The organism is Clostridium beijerinckii, assembly GCF_018223745.1.
Lineage (GTDB): Bacteria > Bacillota > Clostridia > Clostridiales > Clostridiaceae > Clostridium > Clostridium beijerinckii.
In genome coordinates this window covers 3,511,122-3,527,488 of sequence record NZ_CP073653.1, presented here as the reverse complement: position 1 = coordinate 3,527,488, position 16,367 = coordinate 3,511,122, and the positions used below count along the sequence as shown (strand labels likewise).

The following is a 16,367-nucleotide window of genomic DNA, read 5'->3' as shown; positions in this document are numbered from 1 at the left end:
GAAAATCTAATTTGGAATGTACCTTGAATACTATTATTATAAAGGTATCATGTCAATTTTAGCTTTCGTGGGTTATTTTCATTAGATTTAACTACAAGAATTATTTTTAAGAAGTTAAGAGAATATTTTTACGATATTCAGAAGGAGATTGCCCATAAATCTTTTTAAAGCTTATAGAAAACTTACTTGTGCTAGAATACCCTAAGCTAGCAGCAATTTTTTGAATAGATAGCTGATTGTTTGACATTAGTGTTAATGAATGTTTCATTTTAACCTGACGAATATATCCCCCGATTGTTATATTAAAAAATAATTTAAATGATTCCCTTAACTTTGTTTTACCCATAGCAGCTATTTTACATAATTGATCAATTTCAGGAGGATTGGCTACATTTTGATCGAGTGCCAATTTTACTAGTTCCAATCTTTTTAATTCATTTAAAGGAAATTTACTGTGAATAGATTTTAGTCGTTCTTCTTCTTTATTAAAGTTGCTTCTAATTATAGATAATAGCTCACCAATCTTACTCTCATAATATAAACGTGATTTTTCGCGGCATAAGAGTTTCTGTTTTATTTGTAAAAAGAGCAGAGTTATTTCAGGAGTATTATAGTTAATAGATTTTGAACTAAAAGTTTTCTCGAAATTTATATAATTATCGATAAATTTATTCCCAATATTATTTCTTATGAAATCATCAAAAAGTAATATGCATATGCATTTTATTGGGATATTAGGTTTGTAGCATATACGCCCTTGAGATGTATTATTTATATAAACATTCACACCAGACGGTATTGAATATGTTTTTTTACCGTTCATTACTAAAGAGATATTACCTGATTCTAGCAAATAGATTTCAGTGAATGTTTGATTTACTTGGTAATGATATTCGATTTTTTTATATGCTACCCAATCACACATAGAAATAAAAACCCCAGGAGCAGGATTTATTTGATAAATATAACCTGTTCCATTTTTTATTGGTACTTCATAAATTTGTTCCTCATTTTGAGTAGTCTTTTTAAACGAAAGTTGTTCAGCTAAATTGCCATAACCTTTTCTATATATTGTGTCTATTTGGTTCTTGTTCTTCAAGTTAATCACTCCATTCTAAAAGTATATAAATATTACATTAAAGTCCCAATATATCTTTTTTTTATTTATAATTATCCCTCAATATCACGCTGGTATATGTGGATAGTATTAAAAAAGCTTATTTTATAAGTGATTCATTCAAATGCCTTAAGAATATAACCTTTTGTAAGACATTTTGACAAAACAATTAATTATCATTATCATTTGAAATAAGAAATCAAATGAATCATTTGTATATTTTAACATTTATTTCATGTAAATTCAAACTTATAGAGAATTTAATACATAATTATAAAAAGTAGTTGCAAGGAGTTTAATCTTTATATGAATCTAAAAAAATTGTTATTAAAGATATTGAGCAGTTAGGATTAAAATAAGGCGATTTTATATGATGTTTACAAAAATGTTTAGGATTTATTAAGTTATTAAATGAAGTTAATTTAATATTAAAGAATTAGAATGGTCTACGGTATAGGGAGGAAAGAAAAATGTTAAAAAAAGATAAGAGTAAATTACAAGTTAAAGACTTAGTTACTATTGGTGTATTTTCTGCAATTTATTTTGTTGTTAATCTTATTATTATGATTTGTGGTGGGATTTCACCGATTATATGGATATTTATGCCTGCATTGATTGCACTGCTTAGTGGAGTTATTTTTATGTTGATGATAGAAAAAGTTCAAAAATTTGGACCTGTAGTGATTATGGCAGCAATCACAGCAATCATTTATTTTGCAACAGGACAATTTACAGTGGTATTATTAGTAACTTTTGCAAGTTCAAGTATTATTGCAGAATTAATTCGATATATGTTTGGGTATAAAAGTTTTACAGGAAATTTAATAGCATATGCGGTGTTTTCTCTTGGGATGGTAGGTTCACCACTTCCAATTTGGTTATTTGGAAATAGTTTCTTTGAATCTATAATTGAGCAGGGAATGTCTAGTAGTTACGTAGATGGATTGAGGAATCTCACTTCTTTTGGAATGTTAATTGGAATGATAATTTCAACATTTATATTAGCCTTAGCAGGTGGGATAATTGGCAGAAGCATGCTAAAAAAACATTTTATAAAGGCAGGGATTATTTAAATATGTCTAGACTAAAGAAAAAATGTTTGAGTATTGATCCAAGGACGGAAATATTACTTATATTTATTGCAAATATAGTCGCATTTACAAATTCTTTTGTGTATATAGAGGCATCTGAAATAATAGCAATTGCAATATTACTATGTTTTTGTGGGTGCATAAAATCAGCCATAAAGTGGTGCGTATTTTTTATAATATTATTAGCTATTCAATATTATTTAATAGAAATCATGCCGACTTTTTTAGCAATCATGTTTTCGATTTTAGCTGTTTATGCTAGAAAACTTCTTCCGTGTATGATGATAGGAGAATTAATAATAAAAACAGTACCAGTACGATTGATTATTTTATCGCTAAGAAAATGGAATATTCCTCAAAAGGTCATTATTCCATTATCCATCACAATACGTTATTTTCCAGCTATAAAAGAGGAGATTCTGCATATAAGGGATGCAATGAAAATGAGAGGAGTAAGAGGATTAAGAAGAAAAGTAGAATGTATTTACGTACCAATTTTAATTTCAGCGGTTAATACGGTAGAAGAATTAAGTGCTGCTGCAATCACTAGAGGAATTGAAAATCCAAAACCAAAAACAAGTTCTGTTGATATGAGTTTTCATCTGCAAGATTATTTATGCATTGGGATAGGGGTTATTTTTATCACAGGTTCAATGCTCCATTTGGGAGGTATTTTATGATAGATATTAACAATGTTTCATTTAAGTATTCAGAAAAAAGCCGATACAATCTAAAAAACATAAATCTCCATATTGAATCAGGGGAATGTGTCTTGTTATGTGGTAAAAGTGGATGTGGAAAAACAACATTAACAAAAGTTATTAATGGGCTAATTCCACACTTTATAGAAGGCGTGTTAGAAGGAAAGGTTATTTCAGCTGGAATGGATATTGCAGATTCAAAAATGTATGAATTATCTTCAAAGATAGGATCTGTTTTTCAAAATCCTAAATCTCAGTTTTTTAATATAGATTCTGATAGTGAATTGGCTTTTGGATTAGAAAATGAAGGAATGAATCCAGAATACATTAAAAATAGGATTTCTGACACGATTAGTGATTTAAAAATAAACAGGTTATTAGGAAGAAATATTTTCAAAATGTCAGGCGGTGAAAAACAAGCACTTGCTTTTGCAGCAATATATGCAATGAATCCTGAGGTTTATGTTTTGGATGAACCATCAGCTAATCTTGATATAAATGCTATAAAAATATTGAAATCGCAGCTTAAAAAAATAAAAGAAAGTGGAAAAACAGTAGTTATAGCAGAACATCGGATTTATTATTTAGCTGACTTAATAGATAAGGTTATTTATATGGAAGATGGTGAGGTATCTCAAGTATTTAAAAGAGAAGAATTTTTAAAGTTAGATGAAAATCAGAGGATAAAAATGGGCCTTAGAACAATAAAACCCATAGTAACCAAACTTTCAAATCATTTAAAAACAGCTAAACCGAATTTAATCGTATCAGGATTATCATATAAAAATGATAAAAAGTATATTTTTAAAGATATGAATTTTTCAGCAGCGGAAGGCGAAGTTATTGGGGTATTGGGCAATAATGGAGTTGGAAAAACAACATTGATGAGGTGTTTAGCAGGTTTAATTAAAGAAGGTGATGGAAAGATAAAGCTCAATGAAATCTTTTTATCTCCAAAGAAAAGAAACAAAGTTTGTTATATGATTATGCAGGATGTAAATCATCAGCTTTTTGCAGAAAGTGTGTGGGATGAATGTAAGTTATCAAAAAAGAAAGTAGAAGATAATAGAGTATTAAGTTTATTAAAAGAATTTAATTTGGAGATGTATAAAGAAAATCACCCTATGGCATTATCAGGCGGGCAAAAACAGCGGCTTGCTATTGTTACGGGTATATTAGCAGATAAGAAGATTTTGATTTTTGATGAACCTACAAGCGGCTTGGATTATGAAAATATGTGTACGGTCAGTAGGCTTATTAAAAGTTTATCAAAAGAGGGGCATATTATATTCATAGTAACTCATGATGAAGAGTTTTTAGAAATCACATGTGACAGAGTAATTCAGACCTGTAATTGATCAAAAATTTTGTTAATTAAAACTTCCATTAAATATTAATTACGAATGATTTATTCATAATTCTTAGTCATGGTGCTTTATTCACAGTGCCTCATTCATCTTTGTATCATCCCAAAAGCCTCTTAGATGTATTAAAAAGATGTTGTCAATTTTTAATATATTTTACCAACATTTTTTTAATACATATTTCCAATAAATTTTACCAACATCTTTTGCATACATACCATAGCTTTTTTTAACAATAATATAAAATACAGAGCCTTTTTATAAGGCTTGTTTAAGTGTGTCTATTTTCATAAATTTTATAGACAAAGAAATACCGGTTGTCTATCTATAACAAAAATGCTGCACCCTTAAAGAGAATATTTTAAGCAGCAGCATTATGTTTTTAACTTTTTGTTACCAGTTTTCTGTATTCAGAAGGCAGTAAACCGGTAGAGCGCTTAAATAAATTAGAAAACCGTCCAAAATGGTTATAGCCGACAATTTGTGCAATCTGACTTATTGTAAAATCGGTGTTGCTGAGTAAATGTTCAGCTTGTGCCATTCTTTTGTTTTGAATATATTCTGTAATTGTACAATGGTATGCTTTTTTAAACGAATATTTTAATTTAGTTGTGCCCATATAAGCAATTTTGGCCAAGTCTTCCAAATAAATTTCAAAGGCAAAATGGTCATCAATATATGCACGTACAGATTCTAATCTTTCAATATCCTGCTTTGATAAGGTTTTTTCCATTTTTAGGTCATTTAAAGATTTGCTTTTTTCGGCAATTAATGAGATGATTTCGGCTACTTTACCTTCATAATAAAGGGCGGCAACATCTCCGCAGCCTTTAAAATTTCTTATTTGCCTAAGAGAAAATATTAATTCTGGAAAATCTGTTAGACCATCAATATTTAAAAATGCATTTTTCGAATTTTGGAAGCCTTTTGGATATTTATTATTTAAATATTCTTCATAATAATCAGGCGAAATATCGATATCTATAGAATTAATAGGGATGCTTTTATGGTATATAGCCTGATATAAATCATTTTCAGAAATGCGGCTGCGTATACAATTAGCATTAATTCTTTTATAAGGTTTTAACTCTTCTCCAGAGACGGAATCATAATAACTTATACTGAGATATCTTGGCTGCTGGTATTTCATAAAATAATCTTCATATAAAACAAGATCATGGATTGATATAGAAAAAAGATTTTCTTTTGCATAAACCCAATAATAACCTTTGCCTATATCAGACGAGACTTTATAACACATTCCTATATCATTAAAGCCTTCTACATTTTCAACTCTTTCAAAACCATATTGATTGAGGCATGGTTCATGTAATTCCTTTAAAATATTTTTCATATAAATTCTCCTTTATAGCAATAGCACGATCAGACAAAGTTGTATCATGAAGAGACGAATGACTCCAAATTGATTGACCGGTTATAACTTAGTAATATATCATAATTATTGGATAGAAAGTAATATATTATACTTAAATGATATCAAAAATAATTTTGTTTAACAAGTATGTGCGTCTAAAATGGATATGCTTTTATGAAAATTATATATGTGAATTTAGGATATAAAAAATTATTAATTAAAAGTTAATACTACGAAATAGGTTTTAAGGTATTAAAGAAAAGAGGAGTTTAAATGAAAGAAAAATCATGGATTTCAATTATTTTATCCTTAGCAAAGGAACATAAACACTTAATGATATTATCTGTTGTTTGTGGAATAGCAAGTGTTGCTGCAGGAATGGTGCCGTATTTTGGAGTTGCTAATATAATCGTTATGTTCTTCAACGATACTAAGACATTTGAAAATATTTTATTTTGGTCAGCAATATGTCTCTTAGGATATTTTATGAAAATCTTTTTGTTCACAATATCAACATTATTATCTCATAATTCTGCGTTTCATATATTAAAAAATATGAGAAGGAAAGTCGCAACCAAGCTTATGTATGCACCTCTTGGGAGTGTTATGGGAGAGACAGTTGGAAAGCTGAAAAATGTTATGGTAGATGAAATTGAAAAAATGGAAACACCGCTTGCTCATATGATTCCTGAATTTACTTCAAATATGTTAATTCCAATAGGAATTTTTATCTATATAACTTATATTGATTGGCGTATGGCATTAGCAGCACTTATAACAATTCCTCTTGGAATGATACCATATCTAATGGTGATGAAGAGTTATAAGAAAAAATATGATAAGTACATGGAAGCCAATAATTATATGAATTCTACTATTGTAGAGTATATAGAAGGAATAGAGGTAATTAAAGCATTTAATCAATCTACAAGTTCATATGAAAAATATAAAAATGCTGTTATATCGTTTAGGGATTACACATTGGATTGGTTTAAGAGTACTTGGAAATACACATCTTCTGCAGCAGCAATTTTGCCGTCAACCTTGCTAGGAGTGCTGCCTATAGGTTTATATCTTTACATGGAAAAGGAAATAACAGCTGCATCTTTTGCGATTTGTATAATTCTTTCACTTGGAATCATTGAACCTATTTTAAAATTATCAGATTTTATAAATGAAATGCAGATTATTAATTATGCAGTACAGGCAACAAATGATCTTTTAGGATTAAAAGAATTAGAATCAACAGCTAAAGAGGTAACATTTAAAGATTATGATGTCGAGATGAAAAATGTATCTTTTTCTTATGATGAGAGTAAAGAAAATAATGTTTTAGATGATGTAAGTTTAACTCTGCCACAAGGAAAGTTTACTGCGCTTGTAGGTCCATCAGGTGGTGGAAAATCCACGGTAGCAAGACTTATCGCTAGATTTTGGGATGTTAAAGCAGGAGAAATTACTATTGGCGGTATTAATTTATGTGCTATACCTTTAGAACAGCTCATGGATATAGTTAGTTTTGTAACTCAAGATAATTTTTTGTTTAATTATTCAATATTAGAAAATATACGTCTTGGAAATCCATCAGCATCAGATGAAGAAGTTTTTGAAGCAGCCAAACTAGCTTGCTGCGATGAGTTTATCAGAAAATTAGACTACGGGTATAAAACAAATGTTGGTGATGCAGGCGGAAAATTATCAGGAGGAGAACGTCAGCGTATTGCTATTGCAAGGGCTATTTTAAAAAATGCACCTATTGTTATATTAGATGAAGCAACTGCGTTTACTGACCCAGAAAATGAAGATAAGTTACAGAGGTCAATTTCTGAATTAACTAAGGGTAAAACACTTCTTGTAATAGCTCATCGTCTTTCAACAGTAAAAGATGCAGATAATATTGTGGTTTTGGAAAACGGAAAAGTTGTAATGAATGGGACCCATAAAAACCTTCTTAAAGAGTGTACATTATATTGCGATATGTGGAATGCTCATATTAATTCTAAAAAGTGGGCAGTAGGAAAAGAATTAACTAAAAATCAGAATTTGAATAAGGGGGTAGTTGGATGTTAAAGGTAGTTAAAAGGATCATTGATTTATCTGGTGATAATTCTAAACGTATGTATATCAGCTTTGTTTATGCATTAATGCAGGCATTATTCTCGACTTTGCCAGTTCTTGGAGCTTCATATGTTTTGAAATTAATTATTGAAAACATTGAAGGTATAACGGTTATAACAATTAATCAAGTATGGTTTTGCTTAGGATATATGATTTTTGCAGTCTTAGGCAGAATGTTGTTTTCATATTTAGTAGCTACTTCACAAGAAAGCATAGGGTATGAAGTGTTTGCAGAGCAGCGCCTTAAAATTGGTGATACCTTAAAGCGTGTTCCAATGGGATTTTTTGGTGAGAAAGATATGGGAGAAATTACTTCTTCTGTAACAACAGATCTTTCATTTGTTGAAAATAATGCAATGAAATTGATTAACAAAGTCGTAAATGGGTATATTAGTTCAATTACAATCTCATTATGTTTAATGTTTTTTGATTTTAGAATTGGCTTAATCACTCTTGGCGGAATAATAGTAACATCTTTAGTAATGATTTATATAAGCAAAAGGAGCAGAATTGTAGCGCCAATACGTCAAGCAAATCAAGCTGGATTAGTAACGGCCATAATTGAATATATCAGAGGTATATCAATTGTAAAAGCTTTTAAACAGGATGGAATTGCTAAAGAGAGCATAGAAAATGCATTTGAGAAAAGCCGTAAAACAAATTATGGAATAGAGCAGGAATTTGTGCCAGTGACATCCGTTTATATATTTATCTTTAAACTTGCATCTGTAGGTATAATTTTTGCATCGGGAATATTTGCTATAAATGGATCTATGGAAGTATCTACTATGCTTATGATGATTACTTTTTCATTTATAATCTATGGTCATGTTGAGCAGATTGGAAATTCTTCAAATATGATACGAATGATTGATGCATCTCTTGATCGTGTAGATGCTGTTAAAAATGTAGAACCTATTGATAAAAATAGTAAGCCTGTATTATTAGATTCCTATGATATATGTTTTGATAAAGTTAGCTTTGCATATGATAAAAAAAATGTTCTTCAAGATGTGTCGTTTTTTATTCCTGAAAATACCACAACTGCAATTGTCGGTACATCTGGAGGTGGGAAATCCACAATATGCAGTTTAATTGCAAGATTTTATGATGTACAGCGAGGAGCTATAAGCATAGGAGGAGTGAACGTAAGGGATATTACCTGCGATAGCTTATTATCTAATATAAGTATGGTATTTCAAAAAGTATATTTATTTCAAGATACTATTTTGAATAATATCCGGTTTGGAAATCCATCTGCATCAATTGAAGAAGTTATAATAGCAGCTAAAAAATCACGCTGCCATGATTTTATAATGGAATTTTCAGATAAATATAATACTGTAGTTGGAGAAGGCGGGGCATCTTTATCAGGAGGTCAAAAACAAAGTATTTCAATTGCAAGAGCAATTTTAAAGGATGCACCTATTATTATTCTTGATGAAGCTACAGCAAGTGTTGATCCAGAAAATGAGCATTATATTCAAGAAGCTATTAATGCTTTAACTAATGGAAAAACAATTATAATTATTGCTCATCGTCTTGCAACAATTCAAAATGCAGATCAGATTTTAGTAATTAGTGATGGAAAAGTAATTCAAAAAGGAACACATAAGCAGTTAATTAATCAAGAGGGGCTTTATAATAGATTCATAAATATTAGAAAAAAAGCAGAAGGGTGGAGCTTGGCACAATAAATTGCATAAGCTCACATTTAGAATTGGGAATTATAGAATTAGAATTATGAATTGGGAATTAAAAATTATGAATTATGGAATTAGAAATTAATGAATTGGACTTAAGAATTATTGGATGAGAGGATGAAATCCCTAAAGGATTTCTAAGATATATTATTGTAGTAATGAATGGAGGAATTATAATTGAAGGATATGAGAGAAGAATTATTAACAAAGGAGCCAGTTGCACTTATGATAAAGCTTTGCGTTCCTGCAGTACTTGGAATGCTTGTAATTGGCTTATATTCATTTGTGGATGCTATTTATGCAGGACAAATGATTGGTACAAATGCTATGGGGGCAGTGTCTGTAGCTTATCCTTTCACTTTAATAAATAGTGGGATTTCAACTTTAATTGGTATGGGATCTGCGTCTGTTTTGTCTAGGGCTATTGGGAAAAAAGATAGTGATATTATAAATAAAATAATGGGAAATTTATTGGTGCTTATACTTATTTTTTCAGCAATTGTAACTGTAATAGGAGTGGTATTTGCACGAGAAATGCTCTTAATTAGTGGTGCAAATGGAGAAATATTGGATTTAGCAGTGCGATATATGCGAATAGTATTTATAGGCTCATTTTTTATAAACTTTGCGCAAAGTGCTAATATGATCATGCGTGCTGAGGGACGAATGAAAAAAGCCATGATTTTTATGGCGATTGGAGCAATAACTAACATTATCCTTGCACCTATTATGATTATATTATTTAATCACCAAGTAGAAGGAGCAGCAGTTGCAACTTTATTGTCGCAAATTATACAAGCTGTTATTACGATGATTTATTTTATAAAAGAAAGTGAAAATATTCGCTTTCATGGCTTTAAAATTGAATTTGATTTGCTTCCAGAAATATTTTCAATTGGATTTTCAGCTATGTTAATGCAAATAATGATGTTTATACAACAAGTAGTGATTTATAAAATGGCTTCTACTTATGGAGGAAATTCAGAAATTATTTTAATAGGAGCTGCATTACGTGTATTAGCATTTTCGTTTATTCCACTATGGGGAATGGGACAGGGATTACAACCAGTTGTTGGTACAAATTATGGAGCAAAACAGTATGACAGAGTAAAGAAAAGTATAAACGTATTTGTAGCTGGTGCAACAATTCTAGCCTTATGTTTCTGGATACCAATTCAGCTTTTTCCCAAAGAAATCCTTTCATTATTTATAAAAGATGGTTCAATTGTTTATGAAGGAATAAATAATTTTAGATTGATGTATATTATTTTTCCGGTTTTAGGCTTTTGGATTATGTCAGTAACAGCATTCCAATCAGTAGGAAAAGGAAAAAATGCAAGTGTATTAGTTATATTAAGACAAATTGCATTAATTGTTCCACTTATTATTATATTACCAATGTTAATGGGAATCGAAGGTGTATGGGCAGCTGTTCCCATAACTGATGGAATTGTATTTATTGTAACTATTATTATGATGATTAGCGAATACAAGAGAATTGGAAAAGCTTATCAAAGTAAGGTGGAAGTAGAGGGTAAAGGGAATAAAAAGTTATTAGGCTAGTTCAAATTAACATTTGGAAGCCTATGAATGGTGAGAAAAAACTAAATTATATTGTATATAATTCCATATAAACTTCATTTGATAATCTATATATTATCTTAATGAAGTTTATATGGGTTATTTTTATGTATTGGAATTTTATTTGAATTATTATAGATAAACAACTTAAGAATTCAACTTATTAGATAAATTTACAAAGCTGCTAAAACTTTAAAGTTATATCTTCACTAGAAATCATAAATATATTTGTGGAGAAAACATTGAAAATGAGCTGTTAAAGATTCTTAGCTGTAGGTTGTTCTATTTTAGCTTGTCAAACTGAAAGTTGGAGCATGCTAAAGTGGATACAACCTGCTGCTTAGAACCTTCAGCGATATTTTCATAGCTTTTCGGAATCAAAATATTTATGATTTCGGTAAGTTACCACATAAATTTAGTTTTACTTTTAACTATCTGATGAATCTGAAGAACTTGTCATATTACCTTTTTTAGAAGCAGACTTTTTAGCACTGCCAGAGTAAACGCTGCTAACAGAATTTTGCACTGAATCATCTGAATTTAGTATCTTTAGACCTTTAACGTCGTATGCATTTCTAACCATAATTTATGTTCCCCTTTCACTTTTTATAAACTAGTAAAATTTAGATAAACTTAATTTAGCTAACAAATATATTTTGTCTTGATTTCTTTAGTTTATGACAGGAAGTTTATCACTTTGAATGATTATTATAGTATTAAAAATCAGTTGGAAGAGGTCAAATTACTATTGAAAATAAGAATAGCATATTGTATAATGATAAAAATTAAAATTTAGGAGAAAATATTATGAAAGCATTTAATATAAAAAAAATAAATTTCATACATCATCACCAGTAAGACTTGGTCTGTTAAAGCGGCAGATACAAGTCTATAATTCGTAGGCTTGTATCTGCTGGTGATGATAAATTAAATGTCAGTAATAATTTGTTAAGCCATGTAGGATATATGCCTGCATGGCTTTTTGTCATTTAAATCAAAATATAAAACAATTTACTTATCAAATATAAAAATTAATATTTAAAAGGAGATTAAGATTATGAAGAACAATAAAATACAACCAAGTATATTACCAGGATTTATGGAGCTATTGCCTAAGGAGCAACAAATATTTAAAGACATAGTAAGAAAAATAACTAAAGTATATGAAGAAAATGGATTTTTGGAAATTGATACTCCAGTCATCGAAAAGTCTGAAGTATTATTAGCTAAAAGTGCAGGAGAGACAGAAAAACAAGTTTATAGATTCAATAAGGGAAGTAACGATTTATCTTTGAGATTTGATTTAACAGTGCCTTTTGCAAGATATTCAGCGCAGTATTTTAATGAATTAACCTTCCCATTTAAAAGGTATCAAATTGGAAAGGTATATAGAGGTGAAAGAAATCAGAGAGGAAGATACAGGGAATTCTATCAGTGTGACATTGATATTATAGGTAATAACAAGCTTAGTATTAATAATGATTCATTTGTAATCAGTATGGTTTCTAAAGGATTTAAGGCTATCGGTTTAAAAAAATATAAATTTCAAATAAGCAATAGAAAGATATTATCAGCGATTTTAAATAATTTAGAGATTGTTAATGCAACTGAAGTTCTAATATTAATTGATAAATACGATAAGATAGGTGAGGAGGAATTTAAGAAATCATTAAATGAATTAATTGGAGTGGAAAAGGCAGATGTTATTAATAAAATTATAAATATAAGTGGAAGCAATGAAAGTATATTAGATCAACTAAAGAAGTTAAATTTCAATTCAGAGGAGTTTCAAAAAGGTTTGGAAGAACTTGAGGCAGTTAAAAAAATGCTTAAGCTTTTTGGTGTAGAAGATAATGAATATGCAATTAACTTAAAAATAATAAGAGGACTTGATTATTATACAGGGACAGTATTTGAAACATTTTTAATGGAGAATGAAAAATATGGCTCTATATGTTCAGGTGGAAGATATGATAACTTAGCACAAAATTACACAGATAAAGTATTACCTGGAGTAGGTATATCCATCGGTCTTACGAGATTATTTTTTGTATTAAAAGAAATAGGATTTATTAATAGCTACAAGATAGAGAAATCAATGGAATATTTAATAATACCAATTGGTGATACACTTGAATATTGCACTGAGATATATAAAAAATTAATTGATAAAGAAAAATATGTAGAAATATATCTTGAAGGTGATAAATTAAAGAAAAAACTTAACTATGCTAATAAATTGGGGATACAGAAAGTAATATTAATAGGTGAAGATGAAGTAATAAGCAAACAAGTTAAAATAAAAGATATGATTAGTGGTGAAGAAAAAATAGTTGATATTGAGAGACTGTAACTTTTGTATAGCTTATGAAAAATAGGAAAACTTCTTTCAAAAAATAAAAAAGCAAATTGAGAGGATTTAGACAGTGATAAATAAATTTAATCTTCCGCACTGTTTCCATATAAAAACACTATACTTTAAATGAAATGTAGTGTATACTACAGTAGATTTATGAATGTTTAAAGTGCTAGTTTTGATGTTTATATTAAGAGTTATCTTACAATCTTTTTTTATAATTTAACCATTCATAAATTACAAATATAAAAAAATAAGCAATTAATGAAATAAAAGGTTGCTATTTAAAATAAAAGCTGTTATAATAAATTTTGTAAGAAAAAGAAAAAGGTTTTTTATAGATAGTATGGATTTCTCCTTTTAGAGAATTATATGAATCGATATTAATCTTTAATTTTAGAAGGAGGAATTGAATATGCAAGATAAAACTTTAGTATGTAAAGATTGTGGAAATGAATTTGTTTTCACAACTGGAGAACAAGAATTCTACAAAGAAAAAGGATTTGACAACGAACCAGTTAGATGTCCTGATTGTAGAAGAGCTAGAAAGCAACAAAATAATAGAAGATAGTTTTGATTATTTTAGGAGTTATAAGATTTTCTTATAACTCTTTTTTGTTCATTAGGAAGTTCCCATGAAAGCAGAAGTACTCATAAAAGTATAATGAAAATAGATTTATTTTCTTAGAAAATTATAATTAAATCTGAGGGTAACTTTTTGAAGAAGAAAAAACGCATAGTCTGAAAATATCAAAATATATAAAAAAACAGGTGAGAAAAATGATAAAATAGTTGCTACATTTTAAAGTTTATAGTAATGAATTTTTGCTATAGAGGTTTTTATAATGTGAGGGTTCTTAAGTGGTTAATCCCTAAAAAGCTACTTTCCAAAAATCAGTTAATTTAAAGCGATAATAGAACAAGAAATTTACTTTGTATTTTTGAGAAGTCCTTGAACTTATAAAAAATATATAGGAATATCTTATATTGATTTTTTTTATTCATGGTGGTACAATATCATTAAATTTGAAATTTGAGGTGAAATGATGATTAAATTTTCTTGCTAATTTTTAAAGTGCAATATAATAGAGGAGTGAACGAGTGGACTCTGTTTATTTTGTTGTACATATGCAAGAAAGTTATTCTATTTTCTCTTAATATATATTTCTATGTTACGCTATACTAATTAGCTGAACTACGTATATTTATGAGCTGTAAGGATAATAATTTCTTGCAGCTCTTATTTTTTTCTAAAATACGATATAAGGAGGTGAAAAGTATCATGGAAAATAAAGATACAAACCTAACACATGACAATCTTCATATAAAGCCGGATACTTCAAGCGACGTTTATATTTATATGAAGTAGAAGCAGTCGCCTAATTTTCCGACTTTGTTATTTTAGATTAATAATAAACTAATTACAAAGGAGGACAAATGCATGTCTTTAATAAATGTTACAAACCTTACCTTCTCTTATGATGGAAATTACGATACTATTTTTGAAAATGTTAGTTTCCAGATTGATACTGATTGGAAATTGGGATTTACGGGAAGGAATGGACGAGGAAAGACTACTTTTTTTAATCTTTTACTTGGAAAATATGAATATACTGGAAATATATCAACCAATGTAAATTTTGAATACTTTCCATATGAGGTAGAAGAACAAGAAAATTTTACAATAGATATTATAAAGGAAATTAGCCCAAATTCAATGGATTGGGAAATAATGAAAGAACTATCAATGCTAGATATAGACGACGATGTTCTATATAGACAATTTTACACTCTATCAAAAGGAGAGCAGACTAAGGCATTGTTAGCAGCTATGTTTTTGAAGGAAAATTCATTTCTACTTATTGATGAACCTACAAATCATCTGGATGCTGAAGCTAGAAAAAAACTTAGTAATTATTTAAGAAAAAAGAAAGGATTTATTTTAATTTCGCATGATAGGGCCTTTCTAGACAATTGTATTGATCATATTCTCTCAATAAATAAGACAAATATAGAAATACAGAAAGGTGATTTCTCAAGTTGGTGGGAAAATAAAAAGAGACAGGATGGATATGAGTTAGCAGAAAACGAAAAACTTAGGAGAGACATTAATCGTTTATCAGAATCTGCTAAGCGAACTAGTAGTTGGTCAAGTGAAGTGGAAAAATCAAAAAAAGGAACAACTAACTCTGGCTCTAAGATTGATAAAGGCTATGTTGGTCATAAATCTGCTAAAATGATGAAGCGTTCCAAATCAATTGAAAATAGACGGGAGGCTTCAATTGAAGAAAAATCTAAGCTTTTAAAAAATATTGAAAGCTCAGACAGCTTGAAAATCTCTCAGCTTGCTTATCATAAAAATAAGCTTTTGGAACTTGAAAATGTGTCGATATTTTATGGACATACAATGGTTTGTAAAGATATCAGCTTTAGTATTGAACAAGGTGAAAGAATATCACTTAAAGGTAAAAATGGAAGTGGAAAATCAAGTATTATCAAGCTTATTTGTGATGAGAATATAAAATATACAGGTACTTTTAGAAAAGGCAGCGGACTAAAAATATCATACGTGTCACAGGATACCTCTTATCTTAAGGGAAATTTGACTAACTATGCTTTTGAAAACAGCATTGATGAAAGTCTTTTTAAAGCAATTTTGAGAAAACTCGATTTTTCAAGAGAGCAATTTGAGAAGGATATATCATCCTTTAGTGGTGGGCAAAAGAAAAAAGTACTGATTGCAAAAAGTCTTTGTGAAAAAGCTCACTTGTATATTTGGGATGAACCCCTTAATTTCATTGATGTTATCTCTCGTATGCAGATAGAAGAGTTGTTGCTTGAATATTCGCCAACACTATTATTTGTAGAACATGACAGTGAGTTTTGCAAAAATGTTGCAACAAAGTTTGTGGAGCTTTAGTTAAATCAATTTAAATTTATTAAAGTGGGGAGCAAGGGCTC

Annotated in this window: 12 protein-coding genes; 9 read left to right on the top strand and 3 right to left on the bottom strand. The window is 29.2% G+C overall.

Annotated features, from left to right (window positions below; all coding sequences use genetic code 11):
* Positions 1-106 precede the first annotated feature (106 nt).
* Positions 107-1,108: a helix-turn-helix transcriptional regulator gene (locus KEC93_RS15815; RefSeq protein WP_238892668.1), complete on the bottom strand. Its 1,002-nt coding sequence runs from the start codon at positions 1,106-1,108 to the stop codon at positions 107-109.
* A gap of 479 nt (positions 1,109-1,587) precedes the next feature.
* Here KEC93_RS15815 and KEC93_RS15810 point away from each other — a divergent pair, with 479 nt between their 5' ends.
* From KEC93_RS15810 to KEC93_RS15800, 3 genes are read left to right on the top strand one after another with little or no spacing between them, the layout of a single operon-like run.
* Positions 1,588-2,190 (top strand): MptD family putative ECF transporter S component, encoded by a 603-nt coding sequence (locus KEC93_RS15810; RefSeq protein ID WP_077867783.1) that lies wholly within the window; start codon positions 1,588-1,590, stop codon positions 2,188-2,190.
* Between the two features lie 2 nt (positions 2,191-2,192).
* Positions 2,193-2,888 carry an energy-coupling factor transporter transmembrane component T gene (locus KEC93_RS15805; RefSeq protein ID WP_077867782.1) on the top strand — a complete coding sequence of 232 codons (696 nt, stop codon included), beginning with the start codon at positions 2,193-2,195 and terminating at the stop codon, positions 2,886-2,888.
* Positions 2,885-4,267 carry an ABC transporter ATP-binding protein gene (locus KEC93_RS15800; RefSeq protein ID WP_077867781.1) on the top strand — a complete coding sequence of 461 codons (1,383 nt, stop codon included), beginning with the start codon at positions 2,885-2,887 and terminating at the stop codon, positions 4,265-4,267. The genes KEC93_RS15805 and KEC93_RS15800 overlap by 4 nt, the downstream gene beginning before the upstream one ends.
* Before the next feature lie 388 nt (positions 4,268-4,655).
* Here the strand turns inward: KEC93_RS15800 and KEC93_RS15795 are convergent, their stop codons facing one another.
* Positions 4,656-5,627, bottom strand: a complete 972-nt coding sequence (locus KEC93_RS15795) for a helix-turn-helix domain-containing protein (RefSeq protein WP_077867780.1) — start codon at positions 5,625-5,627, stop codon at positions 4,656-4,658.
* Positions 5,628-5,921: 294 nt separating this feature from the next.
* Here KEC93_RS15795 and KEC93_RS15790 point away from each other — a divergent pair, with 294 nt between their 5' ends.
* The 3 genes from KEC93_RS15790 to KEC93_RS15780 all read left to right on the top strand — a co-directional run bounded on the left by KEC93_RS15790 (position 5,922) and on the right by KEC93_RS15780 (position 11,032).
* Complete coding sequence (locus tag KEC93_RS15790) at positions 5,922-7,718, top strand: ABC transporter ATP-binding protein (RefSeq protein ID WP_065418169.1); 1,797 nt, start codon at positions 5,922-5,924, stop codon at positions 7,716-7,718.
* Complete coding sequence (locus KEC93_RS15785) at positions 7,712-9,463, top strand: ABC transporter ATP-binding protein (RefSeq protein ID WP_077867779.1); 1,752 nt, start codon at positions 7,712-7,714, stop codon at positions 9,461-9,463. Before KEC93_RS15790 ends, KEC93_RS15785 begins: the two co-directional genes overlap by 7 nt.
* Positions 9,464-9,646: 183 nt before the next feature.
* Positions 9,647-11,032: an MATE family efflux transporter gene (locus KEC93_RS15780; protein WP_077867778.1), complete on the top strand. Its 1,386-nt coding sequence runs from the start codon at positions 9,647-9,649 to the stop codon at positions 11,030-11,032.
* A 445-nt stretch (positions 11,033-11,477) separates the two neighbouring features.
* Here KEC93_RS15780 and KEC93_RS15775 read toward each other — a convergent pair whose 3' ends face one another.
* On the bottom strand, positions 11,478-11,633 hold the full coding sequence (locus KEC93_RS15775) for a hypothetical protein (RefSeq protein WP_171780733.1): 156 nt from the start codon (positions 11,631-11,633) through the stop codon (positions 11,478-11,480).
* A 474-nt stretch (positions 11,634-12,107) separates the two neighbouring features.
* Between KEC93_RS15775 and hisS the strand changes: the two genes are divergently transcribed.
* The 3 genes from hisS (at position 12,108) to KEC93_RS15760 (ending at position 16,326) form a co-directional block, all read left to right on the top strand.
* The gene (gene hisS / locus KEC93_RS15770; RefSeq protein ID WP_077867777.1) at positions 12,108-13,403 is read left to right on the top strand and encodes a histidine--tRNA ligase; all 1,296 of its coding nucleotides are present in this window, start codon (positions 12,108-12,110) and stop codon (positions 13,401-13,403) included.
* 418 nt (positions 13,404-13,821) lie between these two features.
* A complete protein-coding gene (locus KEC93_RS15765; protein WP_008425645.1) occupies positions 13,822-13,977 on the top strand; it encodes a zinc-ribbon domain-containing protein in 156 nt (51 codons plus the stop codon).
* Positions 13,978-14,847: 870 nt separating this feature from the next.
* Entirely contained in the window at positions 14,848-16,326 is a 1,479-nt protein-coding gene (locus KEC93_RS15760) for an Lsa family ABC-F type ribosomal protection protein (RefSeq protein WP_065418172.1), read from the top strand.
* Positions 16,327-16,367: the final 41 nt, after the last annotated feature.

What these genes read in the sequence shown, in the direction of transcription:
- KEC93_RS15785 (WP_077867779.1), top strand. Translation starts at nt 7,712, where the DNA reads ATGTTAAAGGTAGTTAAAAGGATCATTGATTTATCTGGTGATAATTCT.
- hisS (WP_077867777.1), top strand. Translation starts at nt 12,108, where the DNA reads ATGAAGAACAATAAAATACAACCAAGTATATTACCAGGATTTATGGAG.
- KEC93_RS15805 (WP_077867782.1), top strand. Translation starts at nt 2,193, where the DNA reads ATGTCTAGACTAAAGAAAAAATGTTTGAGTATTGATCCAAGGACGGAA.
- KEC93_RS15760 (WP_065418172.1), top strand. Translation starts at nt 14,848, where the DNA reads ATGTCTTTAATAAATGTTACAAACCTTACCTTCTCTTATGATGGAAAT.
- KEC93_RS15775 (WP_171780733.1), bottom strand. Translation starts at nt 11,633, where the DNA reads ATGGTTAGAAATGCATACGACGTTAAAGGTCTAAAGATACTAAATTCA.
- KEC93_RS15765 (WP_008425645.1), top strand. Translation starts at nt 13,822, where the DNA reads ATGCAAGATAAAACTTTAGTATGTAAAGATTGTGGAAATGAATTTGTT.
- KEC93_RS15810 (WP_077867783.1), top strand. Translation starts at nt 1,588, where the DNA reads ATGTTAAAAAAAGATAAGAGTAAATTACAAGTTAAAGACTTAGTTACT.
- KEC93_RS15800 (WP_077867781.1), top strand. Translation starts at nt 2,885, where the DNA reads ATGATAGATATTAACAATGTTTCATTTAAGTATTCAGAAAAAAGCCGA.
- KEC93_RS15795 (WP_077867780.1), bottom strand. Translation starts at nt 5,627, where the DNA reads ATGAAAAATATTTTAAAGGAATTACATGAACCATGCCTCAATCAATAT.
- KEC93_RS15790 (WP_065418169.1), top strand. Translation starts at nt 5,922, where the DNA reads ATGAAAGAAAAATCATGGATTTCAATTATTTTATCCTTAGCAAAGGAA.